The sequence below is a fragment of the Pseudoalteromonas sp. PS5 genome (genome assembly GCF_004103255.1).
Classification (GTDB): domain Bacteria; phylum Pseudomonadota; class Gammaproteobacteria; order Enterobacterales; family Alteromonadaceae; genus Pseudoalteromonas; species Pseudoalteromonas peptidolytica.
Map to the genome: position 1 here is coordinate 1 of NZ_RCSQ01000219.1, position 18,154 is coordinate 18,154.

Annotated in this window: 15 protein-coding genes; 1 reads left to right on the forward strand and 14 read right to left on the reverse strand. The window is 43.2% G+C overall.

What is annotated here, in order from left to right; translation table 11 throughout:
• Positions 1-183 precede the first annotated feature (183 nt).
• From D9603_RS20675 to D9603_RS20740, 14 genes are all read right to left on the reverse strand, one after another.
• Entirely contained in the window at positions 184-3,264 is a 3,081-nt protein-coding gene (locus D9603_RS20675; protein WP_128732741.1) for a ligand-binding sensor domain-containing diguanylate cyclase, read from the reverse strand.
• 24 nt (positions 3,265-3,288) lie between these two features.
• On the reverse strand, positions 3,289-3,771 hold the full coding sequence (locus D9603_RS20680; RefSeq protein WP_125250896.1) for a phosphatidylglycerophosphatase A: 483 nt from the start codon (positions 3,769-3,771) through the stop codon (positions 3,289-3,291).
• A gap of 8 nt (positions 3,772-3,779) precedes the next feature.
• Positions 3,780-4,742 carry a thiamine-phosphate kinase gene (gene thiL, locus D9603_RS20685; protein WP_128732742.1) on the reverse strand — a complete coding sequence of 321 codons (963 nt, stop codon included), beginning with the start codon at positions 4,740-4,742 and terminating at the stop codon, positions 3,780-3,782.
• 43 nt (positions 4,743-4,785) lie between these two features.
• Entirely contained in the window at positions 4,786-5,196 is a 411-nt protein-coding gene (nusB, locus tag D9603_RS20690; protein ID WP_125250898.1) for a transcription antitermination factor NusB, read from the reverse strand.
• An 11-nt stretch (positions 5,197-5,207) separates the two neighbouring features.
• Positions 5,208-5,672: a 6,7-dimethyl-8-ribityllumazine synthase gene (gene ribE, locus D9603_RS20695; RefSeq protein WP_125250899.1), complete on the reverse strand. Its 465-nt coding sequence runs from the start codon at positions 5,670-5,672 to the stop codon at positions 5,208-5,210.
• Positions 5,673-5,788: 116 nt separating this feature from the next.
• A complete protein-coding gene (gene ribBA, locus D9603_RS20700) occupies positions 5,789-6,901 on the reverse strand; it encodes a bifunctional 3,4-dihydroxy-2-butanone-4-phosphate synthase/GTP cyclohydrolase II (RefSeq protein ID WP_125250900.1) in 1,113 nt (370 codons plus the stop codon).
• Positions 6,902-6,929: 28 nt separating this feature from the next.
• Positions 6,930-7,586: a riboflavin synthase gene (locus D9603_RS20705; RefSeq protein ID WP_125250901.1), complete on the reverse strand. Its 657-nt coding sequence runs from the start codon at positions 7,584-7,586 to the stop codon at positions 6,930-6,932.
• Between the two features lies 1 nt (position 7,587).
• The gene (ribD, locus tag D9603_RS20710) at positions 7,588-8,700 is read right to left on the reverse strand and encodes a bifunctional diaminohydroxyphosphoribosylaminopyrimidine deaminase/5-amino-6-(5-phosphoribosylamino)uracil reductase RibD (protein WP_128732743.1); all 1,113 of its coding nucleotides are present in this window, start codon (positions 8,698-8,700) and stop codon (positions 7,588-7,590) included.
• Positions 8,697-9,146 (reverse strand): transcriptional regulator NrdR, encoded by a 450-nt coding sequence (gene nrdR / locus D9603_RS20715; protein WP_010372109.1) that lies wholly within the window; start codon positions 9,144-9,146, stop codon positions 8,697-8,699. The genes ribD and nrdR overlap by 4 nt, the downstream gene beginning before the upstream one ends.
• Positions 9,147-9,231: 85 nt before the next feature.
• Positions 9,232-10,488, reverse strand: coding sequence for a serine hydroxymethyltransferase (gene glyA / locus D9603_RS20720; protein ID WP_125250903.1), 1,257 nt, complete (start codon positions 10,486-10,488; stop codon positions 9,232-9,234).
• A gap of 257 nt (positions 10,489-10,745) precedes the next feature.
• On the reverse strand, positions 10,746-12,029 hold the full coding sequence (gene thrC, locus D9603_RS20725; protein WP_128732744.1) for a threonine synthase: 1,284 nt from the start codon (positions 12,027-12,029) through the stop codon (positions 10,746-10,748).
• On the reverse strand, positions 12,029-12,967 hold the full coding sequence (gene thrB, locus D9603_RS20730; RefSeq protein ID WP_128732745.1) for a homoserine kinase: 939 nt from the start codon (positions 12,965-12,967) through the stop codon (positions 12,029-12,031). The genes thrC and thrB overlap by 1 nt, the downstream gene beginning before the upstream one ends.
• 8 nt (positions 12,968-12,975) lie before the next feature.
• Positions 12,976-15,390 carry a bifunctional aspartate kinase/homoserine dehydrogenase I gene (thrA, locus tag D9603_RS20735; protein WP_128732746.1) on the reverse strand — a complete coding sequence of 805 codons (2,415 nt, stop codon included), beginning with the start codon at positions 15,388-15,390 and terminating at the stop codon, positions 12,976-12,978.
• A 241-nt stretch (positions 15,391-15,631) separates the two neighbouring features.
• Positions 15,632-15,997 (reverse strand): response regulator, encoded by a 366-nt coding sequence (locus tag D9603_RS20740; protein WP_125250979.1) that lies wholly within the window; start codon positions 15,995-15,997, stop codon positions 15,632-15,634.
• A 193-nt stretch (positions 15,998-16,190) separates the two neighbouring features.
• Between D9603_RS20740 and D9603_RS20745 the strand changes: the two genes are divergently transcribed.
• Positions 16,191-17,951 carry a HAMP domain-containing sensor histidine kinase gene (locus tag D9603_RS20745; protein WP_125250905.1) on the forward strand — a complete coding sequence of 587 codons (1,761 nt, stop codon included), beginning with the start codon at positions 16,191-16,193 and terminating at the stop codon, positions 17,949-17,951.
• Positions 17,952-18,154: the final 203 nt, after the last annotated feature.

Genomic DNA, 18,154 nt, shown 5'->3' on the forward strand with positions numbered 1-18,154 from the left:
TTTAGTGGTTCTAAATAAGAAATTTTTAACGCGGTTAGCGTCAGATTTACTCCTTCAAATTGAGCATGTATTAAGGCTAATTGGTATTAGACCAATCATCTTAATTAACTGGTCTATTTTGAGGCGAGAAAAGCAGCAATAAAGGCGTAAATCATCCTTAACGTAAGGGTTAAGGGTTAAGGGTTATCTCATCCACACATTTACTTCAGCCAGTCCATTGCTTTGCAATAACTGTAATTGTGACTCGATATTTGCACTTTGCTCAAACTCGAACGCATCAAGCTGTTCATCAAAAATAATTGTTGCAGCGCCATCACCACCACGCTGTTTAACCTGATGTAAGGCAATATCGGCCAGATTCACCGATGATTCCCAACCAATCACTTTGCCGCCGAGTAACGGCAATGGATAGTACGACCACCCCATAGACACGGTCAGATTAGTGGTTTTACCGTTAGGTAAGCGATATTCTGTCTCAGCAATTGCTTTACACAAGTCACTCACATACTCTTCAATATAATCCCTGCTGAAGTCTCGCAGCAGCAATAAAAATTCATCTCCACTCCAACGTACAACATAATCAGATCCTTGAGTCCGAGTATTAAGTAACGTGGCCAACTGCTGCAAGCAACTATCACCACCAATTGGGCCGTAGGAGTCATTGATTTTACTGAAGTCATCAATGTTCATTATCATCAACACTAGGCTTTTATTCTGCGCCTGTAGTGACTGAGCATTACGTTGATAATGCTCTACATCTTTTGGTAGCTGATCAAACAAAAAGCGGCGGCTTCGCAGCCCTGTTAATTCATCAGAGTGACTCACCAACTTCAGCTGTGTATTCACTTGATTGAGTTTTTCATTCGCTTTTCTAAGCTCCGTGGTACGCTCAGCGATGAGACTTTCTAACGCCGCCTGCTTTCTTCTTTCCTGTGCTCTGAACACCCAGAAAATTAAATAAAACATGAAGATAAAGGCACATGTAATAAATAGCCTAAAGTAAATTGTCTCATCAAAACGACGCGGTAGTGTAACCGGTAACGCCAGTGTTTTTGCTTGCTCCCAGTCTTGCCCTTGACGTTTCGCTTCTAAAATAAACGTAAAGTTTCCTGGCGGTAAATTAGTATAAATTGCTTCTCGACGAGACTGCGCATCACGCCACTGATTATCATGCCCTTCAAGCATATATCTAAACTCGATGCTTTGCGGTGCATAGAAATCAATAGCCGTATAGTTAATCGTCAAATCTCTTTCTGACGTATCGAGTGAAATAACCTGATTCAATGAATCAGCACTAAACACTCTATCGTGGGTTGTGAGCGATTCCAAACGAGGCTGTAATCCTCCCCCTCCGAATAGCTGTACATTTTTAGGGATCTCTACCACCCCTTGCAAACTTGGATAAAAAATCGCAGATTCAGTTTCCACAACCGCATCATGCCCAAGCCCAGAGCAGCACTGACTCGGCCTACCATCAAGCTGCTTGTCAAACGGACTTATCACTTGCTCAACTTGCAAACTCTCTATCACATGAGAAAACTGTGCCACAGGCATCCTGTAAACACCTTTCATCGTACTTACCCAAATTAGCTTATTGAGTTTGTCAAAATGTAACGAAAAAATAGAGCCGTATGGCAGGCCGTTGGAGGCATCTAATTGATACCAATCTCCAGCCGATGTTCGATAAAATAGCCCATCATTTAGTGAGCCAACTAACGTCGTCACAGTGTCTAGGTGCAAAATACTCGTGACATAAGCTGAATCGAGAGACGTTTGTGAGCCTATTTTTTCAATGCCCTTGTCATTGTACCTGTAAGCCCCTTTGTTAGTACCAAGAAAGCCATACCTTGGAAAATCTTCAACAAAAGTCACAAATTGGCTGCCTAAGAAGGCATTATACGCAAAGGGTGTAATACCTTTATAATCGAGTCTATACAATCCTCGCCCCGTACCAAACCACATGCCACCTCGGTTTGAAGGGCTGAGCGAAAAAACAGGATTCTGTCTCAGCTCTCGCTCATTAATTTTTTGCAAAGTACCATTTTCGTATAGTAGCGCACCGCGATCGGTGCCCAAAATTAACCTGTCGCCAATAAATTCTAAGTCATGAATCACCGAGCGGTTTAATTGGGCACTGGTTAATACCGGTTGATAGCTATCTTTTAAACTGATAATTCCCAACCCCTCGCGGCTAGCCACCCATAATTTTCCGTTAGGCCCTTGAGTAATGGCGGAAATAGCTTGGTTAGTTTTTAAGCCTATATGATGACGCTCAACTTTCCCCGCATGGGCAAGCCATAACCCTTCATTTAGACTAGCAAGCCAGATATTATTATCTTTGTCCAAAAAGATGTCGGCAAACCAAATACTTTGATCTAACTGAATGGGTTCTACAGCCTGCCACACACCATTATTTTGGCGGTACAATAAACGCCCATAGGTAGAAACCCACAGCCCACCTTCCTTATCATTAAGAAACTTATAGACCGCATTGTTTCCTACTTCTTGATAGCGCCGAAGTACTTCATCAAAATCAAGAAAGTAAGCTCCCAACTCTGAGGCTAAATAGAGCTTTCCATCGACCCAAGCTAAATCGTGGATAATCGTTTGAGCCAGTTGCTCTGGCATAGAGACCTTACTGGCCAGTTCAAGCCTTACGCCATCGCCGTTTCGATTACTAGATTCGCTGATTTTTAGTAAGTGACGTTCGTTCACTAACCAAATGCCATCAGGAACTAATGCCATTTTGGTAACTGAGCCAACAATCTGATTGATCTGAGTTACATCTAATGTACTTTGCTCGATATGATTTGCTGCAAGCGTAAGCTTTTTGGCGGATACATAGTACAACCCATTTGCTGCAATCCAAATACCACCATCTTTATCTTGTAATATATCTCTTACTGGGCCTTGTAGGTCAAAGCGTCTGGCTTCCAACGTTTTTGGATTAAGTCGAAGTAAGCCACGGCGGGTGCCAACCCAAAGCATACCAAAACGATCAACGATGAGCTTATTGATGGCATTACTATTTAAAAAGTCAGCATTTTGGGTGTTAAAATTTTGAAATTGGTGACCGTCAAAGCGACTCAAGCCAAATTGTGTACCAAGCCAGATGTAACCTTGATCATCCTGAACCACACTTTTGACACTCTGTGATGGCAATCCACTTTGGATATTCCACTGTTTAACGACGTAATCATCAATTGCCGCATGAGTCATAAACGGTAACAGCAAAGTGAAAATGAAAAACAATAGCCTTGTCATCTTTATTCCATCACATCAGTATTATTAGACTAAGATGCCAGTTTTAAACAAAGCTTGCACGCAAATCAATGAAAAAACACCAGCTAATACATCATCTAACATAATTCCAGACCCACCATGTAAGCGTTTATCTAGCCATCTTATTGGTCCGGGCTTAAAAATATCGAAAAAGCGGAACAATATAAAACCAACAACTAAAGATTGCCAGCTTATCGCCGCACCAATCATAGTGATATAGAAACCTGCGACTTCATCCCAAACGATTGCGGGATGATCATGTACATTAACATCGGTTGCAGTTTTGCCACATAGCCAAATACCAAGCAAAGTCATCACTATTGCCACCAAGCACTGCAACCAAACAGGTGCACTTTGGGTGAGCAAAATAAATGGTAATGCGGCAAAAGTCCCTACCGTGCCGGGCGCTTTTTTTGCCAGCCCTAACCCAAAGCCTAACGCCAAAAATTGGTGTGGCTTCTTTAAATTAAATTTGTACTGCTTAGCCAAACCTACTCCTAGCTAAAGTGCTCAAAACCTTGGCCACTTAATTGATAAGGTTGACCTTTATTAACCAATTGAACTTCACCATTATGCGCCGTAATTTGGCCAATACAAACAGGTTCAACACCATATTGTTTTAGCCGAGTTTCAACTGCATTTTTATTGTTATCATTAACGGTAAATAATAACTCATAATCATCTCCAAAACTGAGCGCTAACCGCAGTCGAGCAGCTTCATCTAGACTAGCACGTAAAGCATTCGACATTGGGACTTTATCAACGTGAATTTTGGCACCGACTAATGAGGCCTTTAAAATATGCTGTAAATCAGCCAATAAGCCGTCGGAAATATCTATTGCTGATGTCGCCAAACCACGCAACACTTGTCCTGCGGCCACACGTGGGGCTGGATAATGAAACTTATCAAGTGCTGCTTTATAATGCAGAGGATCCAGCATCAACTCCTGTTTGCGAGCTTCGATCGCTAAACCCGCATCGCCCAACGATCCGGTGACATATATCCAATCACCAACACGCGCGCTCGAGCGTTTTAAGGCTTTACCATTTGGCACTATCCCTTTTGCACACACAGTAATAGTCAGCGGCCCTTGTGTCGTGTCGCCACCAATTACTTGTACATTGTAGTACTCTGCAATTTCATGCATACCTTCTGTAAAAGCTTCTAGCCACTCCATATCAGCTGTCGGTAATGTCAGCCCCAAAGAGATCCAGGTTGGTTCCGCTCCCATTGCAGCCAAATCACTAAGATTCACTGCAATGACCCGATGTCCTAATGCTCTTGGAGGAATGTCTTCAAAGAAATGAACGCCAGAAACCAGCGTATCAGTAGTCACTGCTAGTTGGTGACCAGTAGGTACAGATACCAGTGCACAGTCGTCTCCAATGCCAAGTTCCACATCTCGACGAATAATACCACGTCCCTTAAAATAACGATTGATTAGCTCAAATTCTTTCATACACAAAAAAGCCGGCCTAAGCCGGCTATTCCTATCGTAAAACTTATTTACGAATAAACTTAACCGCTTTGTCCAGCACACCATTGACAAACTTGTGGCTCTCTTCTGCGCCAAACATTTTTGCCAACTCTATGCCTTCATTGATCGCCACTTTATATGGTACATCTTCACGGAACTTAAGTTCATAAGCACTAACACGTAGCACAGCCAACTCAACCATATCTAATTCTTCAAGTGGACGTGCTAAATGTGGTTTGACAGCTTCATCAAGCTGCTTTTGATTAACCACTACGCCACGAGCCAAGTCTTTAAAGTACTCAACATCCACTTTAGATACGTCATTTTCGATCAACATCTGCTGTTCGATGTCGGCAATTGGGTTACCACTTAACTGCCAAGAATAAATAGCTTGTAAAGCAAGTACACGTGCTTTGCGTCTAGCTGCTGGTTTCACTGAGATTCCTCTTAAATTTGCTCTAGCACGTTCACCATTTCTAGTGCACCAAGGGCAGCTTCACCGCCTTTGTTACCCATTTTAGTGCCCGCGCGCTCTATAGCTTGCTCAATGCTCTCAGTAGTTAACACCCCAAAAGCAACTGGAATATCATAATCTAATGAAACACAAGCCAAACCTTTGTTTGACTCATTCGCCACTAAATCGAAGTGTGGCGTACCACCACGGATGATCACACCTAAGGCAATGATTGCATCATGCTCTTTTTTCATTGCTATGCGCTTTGCTGCTAGTGGTAGTTCAACCGCTCCCGGTACATACACTACCGTGATGTCCTCATCACTAACACCACCAGTACGCTTTAACTCATCTACCGCACCCTCAAGTAGGCTGCTACCAATGAAATCATTAAAACGTGAAATGACAATGGCAAATTTTTTGCCAGGAGCGTACTTATTACCTTCGATTACTTTCATTAGATGTTCCTAATCTGTATGAGCAATTGCCAAATTGAGGCGCATGATAGCACAGTAATATGGTAATCGCCTACTATCTGACTATAGGCGATTACAATCAATTTGGCTTTTTGAAATTAATTTGGTTCGACGTATTCAACGACTTCTAAATGGAAGCCTGACAGAGCATGGTACTTTTTCGGTAGACTCATTAGGCGCATCTTCTGAATACCTAAATCAGCCAAGATTTGAGAGCCAATACCAACGGTACGTGATGTGCCTTGGAATTTACGATAATTAACTTGCTCTCCAGCATCTTCTGCGGCAAAAGCTTTCACCAAGGCTTCCATATCTTCGCTGCGCTCTTGTTTACCAAGGATCACTAAAACCCCATCATTTTCAGCGATATGCTTCATAGCGCTTTGCAGCGTCCAACTTCTATCCGCGCTGCGATCAGAATGGAGAATATCGTTAAACGTGCTTTGTAGATGCACACGTACCAAGTTTGCATCTTCCGTTTTAATGTCACCTTTGACCATTGCATAATGAAGTTGATTATCAATAGTATCTTTGTAAGTTACTAAATTAAACTCACCAAATTCAGTAGGTAATCGACATTCCGCCACTTTTTCAATGGTAGTTTCATTTAAGTTACGATATTCAATTAAGTCTGCAATGGTACCGATTTTTATATCGTGCTCTTTGGCGAATACTTCTAGTTGTGGGCGACGTGCCATGGTGCCGTCTGGATTTAGAATTTCAACAATCACAGAGGCAGGCTCCAGTCCTGCCAAACGCGCTAAATCACATCCAGCTTCAGTATGACCTGCGCGCGTTAAAACGCCGCCTGGCTGCGCCATAATTGGGAAGATATGACCTGGCTGTACAATATCCTCAGGTACTGCACCTTTAGCGACCGCAGCTTGCACGGTACGAGCACGATCAGCAGCGGAAATACCCGTTGTTACGCCCTTCGCAGCCTCAATAGACAAAGTAAAGTTGGTAGAAAACTGAGCACCGTTAGTTTTCACCATCAATGGTAAGTTAAGCTGCTCACAACGCTCTTGCGTCATGGTCAAACAGATTAGCCCACGACCATACGTTGCCATGAAATTAATTGCATCTGGTGTAATGTGCTCTGCTGCAACGATCAGATCACCTTCATTTTCTCGGTCTTCATCATCCATCAAAATAACCATTTTACCGGCTTTAATATCGGCGATGATTTCCTCAGCACTATTCAAACTCATAGTTTTCCCATTTTTACTTTGTCTGTGGCTACTTTATAAAGCCAGCTTTCGCCAATAGACTTGTTGTGAGAGTGGTCTCGCTGGCAGCGCTTGGCTCCCCCTGAATTAGTCTTTCGAGGTAGCGGGCGATTTGATCGACTTCAAGATTTAATTCTGAGCCAACTTGAAACCCTGCAATCGTAGTTTCTTGCGCCGTATGCGGCACAATCGTTAATTTAAATCGATTTTGTTCAACTGCGTTAACGGTCAAGCTAATACCATCAATGGCAACAGAACCTTTATAAGGTATATATTTCATTAGTGATGCGGGTGCAGATAACCAATAGTCGGTCGCTCTAGCATTCGGGGTTATCTCTACCACTTTAGCTATCCCATCAACATGGCCGGACACTAAATGGCCGCCCAAACGCGATGTCGGTTGTAACGCCTTTTCAAGATTGACCGTTTGCCCTTTTTTATATTCGGCAAAGCGCGTCAAACTTAAGGTTTCATTAGAAACATCAGCTTTAAATCCATCTTGAAACTTCTCAGTTACAGTAAGGCAAACACCATTGGTTGCAATACTGTCCCCTAAGTTTACATCACTCATATCAAGTGACGATGAGCTCACTCGGACAACTAAATCACCCCCCTTTGGCTGCAATTGAGTTAGTGTCCCTGTCGCTTCGATAATGCCTGTAAACATGTTACTTCTCTTTAGTCGCAGTAATTTTAAGGTCAGGCCCCACTGGCCTCACATCGTCAAATACCAATTCAGGTATTTGCGCCATCGACTGTAACGGCACGGTATTAAACAACCCGCTCCCTGAGCCAATGATTTTTGGTGCTAAATAGACAATATACTCATCAATCAGCCCCTGCTCGTGCATCACTCCGGCAAGGGTTGCTCCGGCTTCTAACCACACATAATTATGTTGTTTTTCAGCCAATGTGCTAAGCACCGCTCGTAGGTCGAGTTTGCCATTAATTTCAGGTACGACTACTTGTTCTACGAAATAAGGCCAATCTTTTGAATTATCAATAGTACGGCGAAAAATAATCACAGGAGATGTAATGCTAAATAGTGCAAGGTCAGGAGTCAGTCGATTTTGAGAATCAATGATTGCGCGTACAGGTTGACGTAACTCTGGTTGCGGGTAGTCGCAGTCTTCTAACAGTGCCTCACGCACATTCAGCCTTGCATTATCGACAATTACAGTATCGGCTCCGCTCAGGACAACACAACTTTGCGCGCGATGATGCTGCACATCCAAGCGTGCTGCGTCAGAGGTGATCCACTTGCTTTGACCATTATTTAATGCTGTTTTGCCGTCAATAGAGGCTGCAAGCTTACAGGTTACGAACGGCAATCCCTGTTCCATTCGTTTCAAAAAGCCATTATTTAGCGCTCTAGCTTGTGGTTCTAGCAAACCAAAGGCCGTTTCAATACCCGCAGCTTCTAGCATTGCCAATCCACGCCCTGCAACTTGCGGGTTAGGGTCAACCATAGCTGCAACCACTTTACTGATACCTGCGTCAATCAGACCTTTCGCACATGGTGGCGTTCTACCGTAATGACTACAAGGTTCGAGTGTTACATAAGCCGTGGCACCAGCAGCTTTAGCTCCAGCTTGCTTAAGCGCATGTACTTCAGCATGGCCTTCACCTGCTTTTAAATGCGCGCCTTCACCAACGATTTCACCGTCTTTTACGATCACACAACCTACGTTGGGGTTTGGGGTTGTGGTGTATTTACCGCGCTTTGCGAGCGTGATAGCTCGGCTCATATATTCATGATCTTGTGATTTGAACTGGCTCAATCCCCCAACCTCGCAATTTCTTCACCAAACTCACGAATATCCTCAAACGAGCGATACACTGAGGCAAATCGCACGTAAGCCACTTTATCAAGCTTTTTGAGAGCTTCCATAATACATTCACCAATCATGTCACTTGGAACTTCACGCTCGCCTGTACCACGAATTTGAGATTTAATCTGATGTACTACTTCTTCTATTTGTTCTGTACTAACAGGGCGCTTTTCCAGCGCTCGGTGCATGCCATTAAGCAGTTTGTCTTCGTTGAACGGCTCTCTGGTGCCATCTTGTTTTATTACTCTTGGCATCAGAAGTTCAGCGCCTTCAAAAGTAGTAAAGCGTTCGTGGCATAAAATACACTCACGGCGACGACGGACTTGATGGCCGGAAGCAACCAATCGTGAATCTATCACTTTGGTATCTTTGGCTGTACAAAATGGACAATGCATAGACGCTCTCGTTGAGTTAAAAACAAAAAAGGCCGCTTGAATGCGGCCTTAATCATAACAAAAAACTGCTTTTTTGTGAGCGAAATTATGCGTAAACAGGTAATTTAGCGCAAATTGCTTTTACTTTTTCTTTCACTTGTGCTTGTACAGACTCATCATTGATGTTGTCTAGTACATCACAGATCCAGCCAGCAAGCTCTTTCGATTCAGCTTCTTTAAAGCCACGACGAGTGATCGCAGGAGAACCGATACGAAGACCTGAAGTAACAAACGGTGAACGAGGGTCGTTTGGTACAGAGTTTTTATTTACTGTGATGTTTGCACGGCCAAGCGCAGCATCTGCATCTTTACCTGTGATGTCTTTGTCAATCAGGTCAAGTAGGAACAGGTGGTTTTCAGTTTTGCCAGAAACCACTTTATAACCACGCTCCTGAAGTACCGCAACCATCGCTTGTGCGTTTTTAACCACTTGCTCTTGGTAAGACTTGAACTCTGGCTGTAGTGCTTCTTTGAACGCAACTGCTTTCGCAGCGATAACGTGACATAGAGGACCACCTTGGCCACCAGGGAATACGGCAGAGTTTAGCTTTTTGTAGATCTCTTCATCATCACAAGCAGAGATGATAAGACCACCACGAGGACCCGCTAGCGTTTTGTGCGTTGTTGTTGTTACAACGTGTGCATGAGGCACTGGGCTTGGGTAAATACCAGCAGCAACGAGACCTGCAACATGCGCCATATCAACAAGTAGGTAAGCACCTACTTTGTCAGCGATTTCGCGGAACTTAGCCCAGTCAACGATACCTGAATATGCAGAGAAACCGCCGATGATCATTTTTGGTTTGTGCTCAAGTGCTAATGCTTCAACCTGAGCGTAATCAATTTCGCCAGTTTCTTCGTTTAGACCGTACTGAATAGCATTGTACGTTTTACCAGAGAAGTTTACATGAGAACCGTGTGTTAAGTGGCCACCATGAGCAAGACTCATACCTAGCACAGTATCATGTGGCTGAAGTAACGCTTGGAATACCGCCGCGTTTGCTTGTGAGCCAGCGTGAGGCTGAACGTTTGCGTAAGTCGAACCAAATAGCTCGTTGGCACGGTCAATGGCAAGTTGCTCAACCACGTCAACGTGCTCACAACCACCATAGTAACGCTTACCTGGGTAACCTTCAGCATACTTGTTTGTTAGCTGAGAACCCTGGGCTTCAAGTACACGTGGGCTACAGTAGTTCTCAGAAGCGATAAGCTCGATGTGCTCTTCTTGACGTGAAGTTTCTGCTTCAATCGCTGCAGACAATTCTGGGTCAAAATCTGCAATATTCATGTTACGTTCTAACATGGTTTCTCCTAGGTAAACGTAAGGGTATTTTTAAAGACAAACTAGCGCCGGTAAGTGGCCAGTGTGTCTATGAAATCAGCATGGGTATATTTAATCAGGGATTGAATTTATTTCACACCCCTATCGCGATGATATTTTTTTATTTAAACATTAATATTTTAAATGAGACAACCCAAGTTGCATTTGAAAAGCTAATATAGTTACGAAATTGAACATACCTAAGTGAGCTATTTACCCACTTAGGTCCCCGTTCTGATCTAGTTCAACTTTGCCAATATCGCCGTCTTCAGGGCGTTATAATCGGCACTAAGTGACTCAGCTAAACAGGGTTTTTTCAGCGCATCAGCCAGCGGTTTCGGCATATCAAGCTTATGATTTAAAACATCTTCTACAGACTCTTTGAATTTTGCAGGATGTGCAGTTGCAAGGAAAATCCCGGTTTCATCCGCTTGAGAGTCAAGCGCTAATCCCTCGTAAGCGATCGCTGTATGCGGTTCAGCCAAATAGCCTTTGTCATGTAATTCTTGCATGACTGTTTGAGTGCGCGCTTCCGACACTGAACGTGAATAAAAGTCATGTTTGTTAAAATCACCTCTTTCCAACATGATTTCAACTCGAGGCCAGTTATTAGGTTTGCTCACGTCCATCGCATTAGAGAGTGACTCCAACGTGTCGTTTGGCTGCCACTCACCTGATGTAACATAACGAGGCACAGTATCATTCTGGTTTGTCGTCGCACTTAGCTTAGCGATCGGTAATCCTATTGCTGCCGCTATCATCGCTGCGCAAACATTACCAAAGTTACCACTTGGTACTGAAACATGCACTTTATCACGCTGCGACTTAGGTAATTGTGCTAGTGCTTCAAAGTAATAACACACTTGCGCCACTAAACGGCTGATGTTGATTGAGTTTGCCGAATTAAGACCAAGTTTTTGCTTCACCTCGTCATCAAGAAATGCAGACTTCACCATCGCTTGGCAGTCATCAAAGCTACCATCTACAGCATAGCAATGAATGTTTTTCCCAAGTGTTGTAAACAGCTTTTGTTGAGCAAGTGAAATTTTGCCATGGGGATACAGGATCACTACATCAACGTTTTCTTTTTCGTAAAAGGCATGGGCAACGGCAGCACCTGTATCACCACTTGTCGCTGTGAGGATAGTTACACGTTCACCTTGATTAAACATGCTGATACATTCAGCCATAAAGCGACCGCCAAAGTCTTTAAACGCTAACGTTGGACCATGAAATAACTCTAAGCAATACTGGTTGTCAGCAACCTCCACAAGCTTAGCTGGAAAGTTAAATGCGCGCTTTACCATGTCATCTAGTGTGTCTTGTGGTAATTCATCACCGATAAGGTGGTGAAGTACTCTGGCACTGCGCTCAGCAAAAGGTAGTGCAAGTAATGCGTCAATATCCGCAATACGCTCAAAAGATGGTGGAAAGAAAACACCCTGATTGCGACCTAGGCCAATTTTGACCGCTTCGACGAATGAGACGACCTGCTGCTCGTCCTTTAAATTTACTAACTTCATTATTTCTGATCCTTTAATTCTCTTGTACCTTGCGTATCTAGTCGGCAAATATGGCTAAACCCTGCATCATTAATATAGTGTTGCTGCAACCATTGCTGTACGGCATTTGCCTGTTGCTCAGACTTACAAATTGCAAATAATGTAGGTCCTGCTCCGGAAATACTCACCAGCTCGGCTCCTAGGGCTGGTAGCGCCTTTTTCGCTTCGCTAAACCCGGCAATGAGTGGCGCTCTCGCTTCCTCGGCAATACTGTCTTTCATCATCGACAGTGCGTTATCAAATTGCCCTGACTGCATCAGTAAACAAAAACCAGATAGTCGCTGGGCAAATTCCACCGTATCATGCAATGAAAACTGCTGCGGTAGTGCTTGTCTTGCTTTTGCTGTGTTTAGTGCAAAGCCTGGATAAGCAATGACATAAAACCAGTTTTCATCATACGCAACACTGATTGCTTTGCTCGGAATGCAGTCCGCAGTCAGTTGCAGTCCACCAAGGTAGCATGGCGTGATGTTGTCGTAGTGACGACCGCCACTGACCTTAGCTTCAAAGTCAGCCATCAGTTCAATAAGCGCCTCTTGGCTTAATTGCGTATCGGCAAAATCATTAAGTGCAGCAAAAGCAGCAACTACAGAGCATGCGCTTGAACCTAACCCAGAACCAACAGGAAGACCTTTATATAAAGTCATGGCAACCGCTGGCATGTTTGGTGCTACACGCTGCTTGAAGTGCAGTAAACACTGAAACGCCAAATTGTCCTTGGGATCGGCTGAGAGCTTTTCAGCATATGGGCCAATACAATTGAACGTATCATACTCTGCAGCTTCAACACTGACCTGATCACCCAGTAAACTGCCATCAATGGGTTCAAGTGCGGCGCCTAGTGCGTCAAAGCCAACACAAAAATTTCCCATAGATGCAGGTGCATAAAATGTTTTCATCATTACCCCTACCTCGACAGCGTTTTTAGAATATCTGTAAACACGCCAGCAGAGGTCACTTCCGCACCGGCGCCATACCCTCTGATCACAAAAGGTTTTGGCTGATAATACTGGCTTAAGATTGCGAGTGCGTTTTCACCATCACGAATATCATACAAAGCGTGCTCCTTATCTACGGCTTCAATACCAACGCGGCATTTGCCATCAACAATTGAACCAACATAGCGTAGCACTTGGTCTTGTGCTTTTGCCGCTGTTATACGGGCTGAAAAAGCGTCATCTAATTGAGGTAATTGCGCCATAAATTCATCAACACTGGCACCCTCTGCAAACCCTTCAGGCAACACTGACTCAACTTCAATATCGTCCAGTTCCAATGGCAATCCCGATTCGCGGGCAATGATGAGCAGCTTACGCGCGACATCCGTTCCAGATAAATCATCGCGTGGATCAGGCTCTGTAAAGCCATTTTGTTTGGCTTTCTCTGTTGCTTCCGATAGCGATAAACCATCTGATAATACGCCGAAAATATATGACAGCGAACCAGACAAAATGCCACTGAATGACAGCAGTTCATCTCCTGCGCCAAACAGCAATTTAAGGTTGTCTAGTACAGGTAGACCTGCTCCAACGTTAGTTTCATATAAAAAGTGACGGCGCTTAGCTTGTGCAGCTTGTTGCAGCGACTGATAATACTCATAACTGCCTGTATTTGCTTTTTTGTTAGCCGCAACGACATGAAACCCAGCATTTAGAAAGTTTAAATAGTTGTCTGCGACAAATTGGGCAGCACTACAATCGACAATCACAGGGTTTATTAAATGGTTTTGCTTAACAAACTGGCTAACGTGTTGTAAATCAAAACCCGATTCAGCTTTTTCAAGTGCCAATTCCCAGTTATCAAATGGCACACCTTCAGGGTCTAAATAACATTTACTCGAGTTGGCAATACCATAGAGATTCAAGCGAATATTACGCTTTTCGAGCCATGCTTGCTGTTTATGAAATTGCTTCATTAATTCTTGACCCACTAAACCACAGCCAATCAAGAAAACATCAATGGAAGGTACGTGCGTGAAGAAGTTTTCGTGACACACCTTTACTGCATCTTGGCAAAGCTCACCATCAACCACCGCCGAAATTGAACTTTCTGTTGAGTCCTGCGCGATGGCGACAATATTCACCTGGGCTTGAGCGAGCGAAGCAAAGAATTTGGCAGCAAGACCTTTGTGCGCTCTCATGTTGTCGCCAACCAAAGTAACGATAGCAAGATTACGCTGCACTTCAATTGGGTCGATTAACCCAGCTTGGGTTTCAAGCTCAAATGCCTGTTCCAGCGCAGCCAGCGCGAGACTTAGGTCTTGCTCATGGACACAAAAACTAATACTAAACTCACAAGAAGATTGTGTAATCAGTACGATAGAGACATTGTCTGCTGCCAGTGCAGAAAAAACCCGGGCAGCCATGCCTACCTTGCCTTTCATTCCAGGCCCTGCCACAGTTAACATAGCCAGTTTGTCTAGACTCGAAAGCGCTTTTACTGGAGCCTCGCCACCACCTTGTGCACAAATCAGTGAGCCGGGCACTTCTGGGTCATGAGTATTTTTAATTTCGCATGGCACATCCGCTTTGGCGCAAGGTAAAATGGTTTTTGGGTGCAGCACTTTAGCGCCAAAATAAGACAATTCCATTGCTTCTTTATAAGACAGCACATCAACTTTAGTTGCCTTTTTAATAAGACGAGGATCGGCACTATAAACACCATCAACATCAGTCCAGATTTGGCAGATTTCGGCTTCAAGACAAGCTGCTGCAACTGCCGCAGAATAGTCAGAACCATTACGACCAAGCGTTGTCAGCTCACCCGCTTCATTACTGCCTGTGAAACCCGCCGTAATATAAAAACGCGATGCGTTGGCACGAACCATCTCTGCAAAACATAATTTACTCAACCTAAGGTCAACTTCCGCATCAAGGTATCCGCCTTGTGTTTTTACGCACGCTTCAGCACTTAACGAAACCGCATCGGATTGCAGCATGGTATCCATTAGCGCGACACTTATCCGCTCACCAAAGCTAATGACATAAGCTCTGGCTTGACTTGGGCAGTGTCCCAGTAGCTTTGCACCATCTAGTTTATTCTTCAGTAATTCAAAGTCAGGCCAACCCGAAACACTACCGTACACAGCTTGTACTTCATCGTGTAAGCCTTGGCTACGAGATGCAAATGACAGCCATTGAGTGTCAAATTCAACTCCTTGCCCTGCCAATTCAGCAAGCTCAACTAATTGATCTGTCATGCCACCAGGGGCGGAAAGCACGACGAGTGCTTGTTGTTGCCCATGATCTTTAATGAGCTGTCTTACTCTTTGTAAACAGGCAAAATCTTTGAGGGAAGACCCTCCAAACTTTAGTACTCGCATCATTTTTCCTCATTCCAAAAACAAAAAAAGGCCTGTGTTCTTAGTGAACACAGGCCTTTTTTAAACTCGCACTGACCTATGCCACTATCCAGTTAGGATGGTGGTTGTAATAATGGTCGTAGTGATGATATTCGTTTTCATAAAATTAGATTGCCTGAAGTGTAGTCATACTGTCAATACGAAATAGCAAAATAGATTATGCAAATTTCTAATAGTGACATTTGTAATCTGCATAGATAAGTTATCTTATCCCAAATTTATGCAATAGTTCCAAAAGCTGTTCAGCTTTGGCTGGCTTTTCTAGAAACCCCAGCGCGCCCAAACTTGCAACTCTTTCTTTCATTTGCGCCTGAATATCGGCTGAGATTACCACTACATAACATTCAATTTTATTGGTTTTTATTGCTTCAAGCACACCAATGCCGTCTAATATTGGCATGGTCAGATCAAGACACAACAAATCGATTTGTTGTGCTTGCAGTATCTCCATTGCTTGTTGGCCATCCTTTGCTTGGTGCAACACGATATCTAAATTGCTCTGCAAGTGTTTTATTACTTGCTTTCGGGCTACAGCCGAATCATCGCAAACTAAGACGGAATAACTCATAAAGTGGCCAGTCTTGTACTTAATAAAACGGTCATTGGATAACACTAACTTATAACACATTAAACTTTGCTTAGTAAGGCGCTAAAAAACATATTTAATTAAGATATTTATTTATTTTTAACCATTTATTGGCTAACTTTAAAGGCAGATTATACAAAGGCGATGAACTAACCGTAGGAGCTCAGCTTAATTCATGCTGCAAAAAAGCCTCTCAAAAAAATTGCTCACTAATGTGTTGTCGGTTTACTTCCTTCTAACCTTTGTGGTCACATGCGGTCAAGTGATTGCTGAATACGTCAACACAAAAGACTATATTCGCAATGAACTGACGATGTTACAAAAAACATTCAGTAGGAGCCTGACTCGCGCTATTTGGGAACTCAACACCAAACAGACAGTCACCACAGCTGAAGGCTTGCTAGCAATTCCGATGATTGAAGGGATCATTGTACGTGATGACAGTGGTGAAATTATTTCTCAGCTTGGACGTTCGCTGGATATTCACGAGCTTTACAGTCAACAGCTTGTTCAAGAAGAAGCAATAATTGAGGACACACCGTCAGGTCTATTCGGTTACACCTTTCCGCTGATATTCGAGTTTTCAGGTCGCGCTACACAGGTTGGAGATGTGACGTTATTTTCAAGCCGAGAAGTCGTGCTTAGTAGGATCATGATATCGATTTACTTCTTAATCGGTAACGCCATGATTAAAACCACCTTTTTGATTATTTTGTTCTTAATTGCATTTCGAAAGCTGCTGACTGAGCCGCTGAGTGAACTTACCGAACAAATAGAAGAGTTCGAAATAGACAATGTTGATGGCCATAGAATAGACATTGGAACGAAGGAGCGTAACGAATTAAAGATAATGGAAGAAGCGTTTAACAAGTTGATCGATAAAATTTCTGAATACCGTAAAAAATTAGACCAAACACAAAAAGAGCTCATCATTAGTAATGAAAAGCTAGATCAACACAACATCCAGCTTGAACAAGAGGTCGCGCGTAAAACTTCTAATCTCAGCCAAGCGATGATGGATTTACAACAACAAAAATACGAGTTAGAAAAACAAAAGCTAACACTGACCGAAGAAATTGATCTTAGAAAGCAAACAGAAGAAGAGCTGTTAACGAAACAAAAAGAGCTCGAAAAATATGTTGATGAGCTAAACATGGCGCAAGAGCGCTTAGTGGGTTCGGAAAAAATGGCCGCCCTTGGTGGACTTGTCGCGGGTATTACTCACGACATCAACACCCCAGTGGGAATAGGCGTTACTGCCACCTCGTTTCTACAAGAGCGATTGGATCAGCTAGAGTCTGCTTATAATGCCAAGACCCTTTCTCCTAAAGCATTAGAGGAATTTATTAGCGAAGCCAAACAGAGCGCTAGCCTGCTTACCACCAATTTAGATAGGGCATCTGAGCTCGTTGCAAGCTTTAAACAAATTGCCGTTGACCAAGCCAGTGAAGCGATAAGAACAATTAATATGAAGCAATACCTTGGTGAGGTTATTCGTTCTTTGCACCCAAAACTGAAAAAAACACATCATCAGGTCAATATCGAATGTCCAGAGGACATGACGCTTAACTTACCAGCTGGCGCAATTAGCCAAATTTTTACTAACCTTATTATGAATTCGCTGATCCATGGATTTGAGAATCAAGATAAAGGTAATATCGATATAAAAATCACCGAAGATAATGGTGCTGTTAATATTGTTTATCAAGATGATGGTAAGGGCGTGACAAAAGCACAACTTGAGCGCCTGTTTGACCCATTTTTCACTACCAAACGTGATCAAGGCGGTAGCGGATTGGGCACACATATTACCTTAAACTTGGTGAAACAAACATTGAATGGCGATATTGAAGTAACAAGCGAAGAAGGAAGAGGCTTGACTTACTATATTAGCTTTCCCAAAGATCTTCAAAAACCAATGGCTATGTTCCACTAGCCATTGGTTTTTGGCCCTTACCAAGCAGGTACAACAGTTGAACGGCTGCCACCAGTTTTGTTTTTTTAGTGCCTCGTAGAAAAGTACACTATCCCCTTGTACAAATACCAAACAAACCAACGTAAAAACAAGATTTTAAGGTAAATGATTTCGACTTATACCAATTACCTTAATGTAACCCGAGATCGGTTTAAGCCATCAGT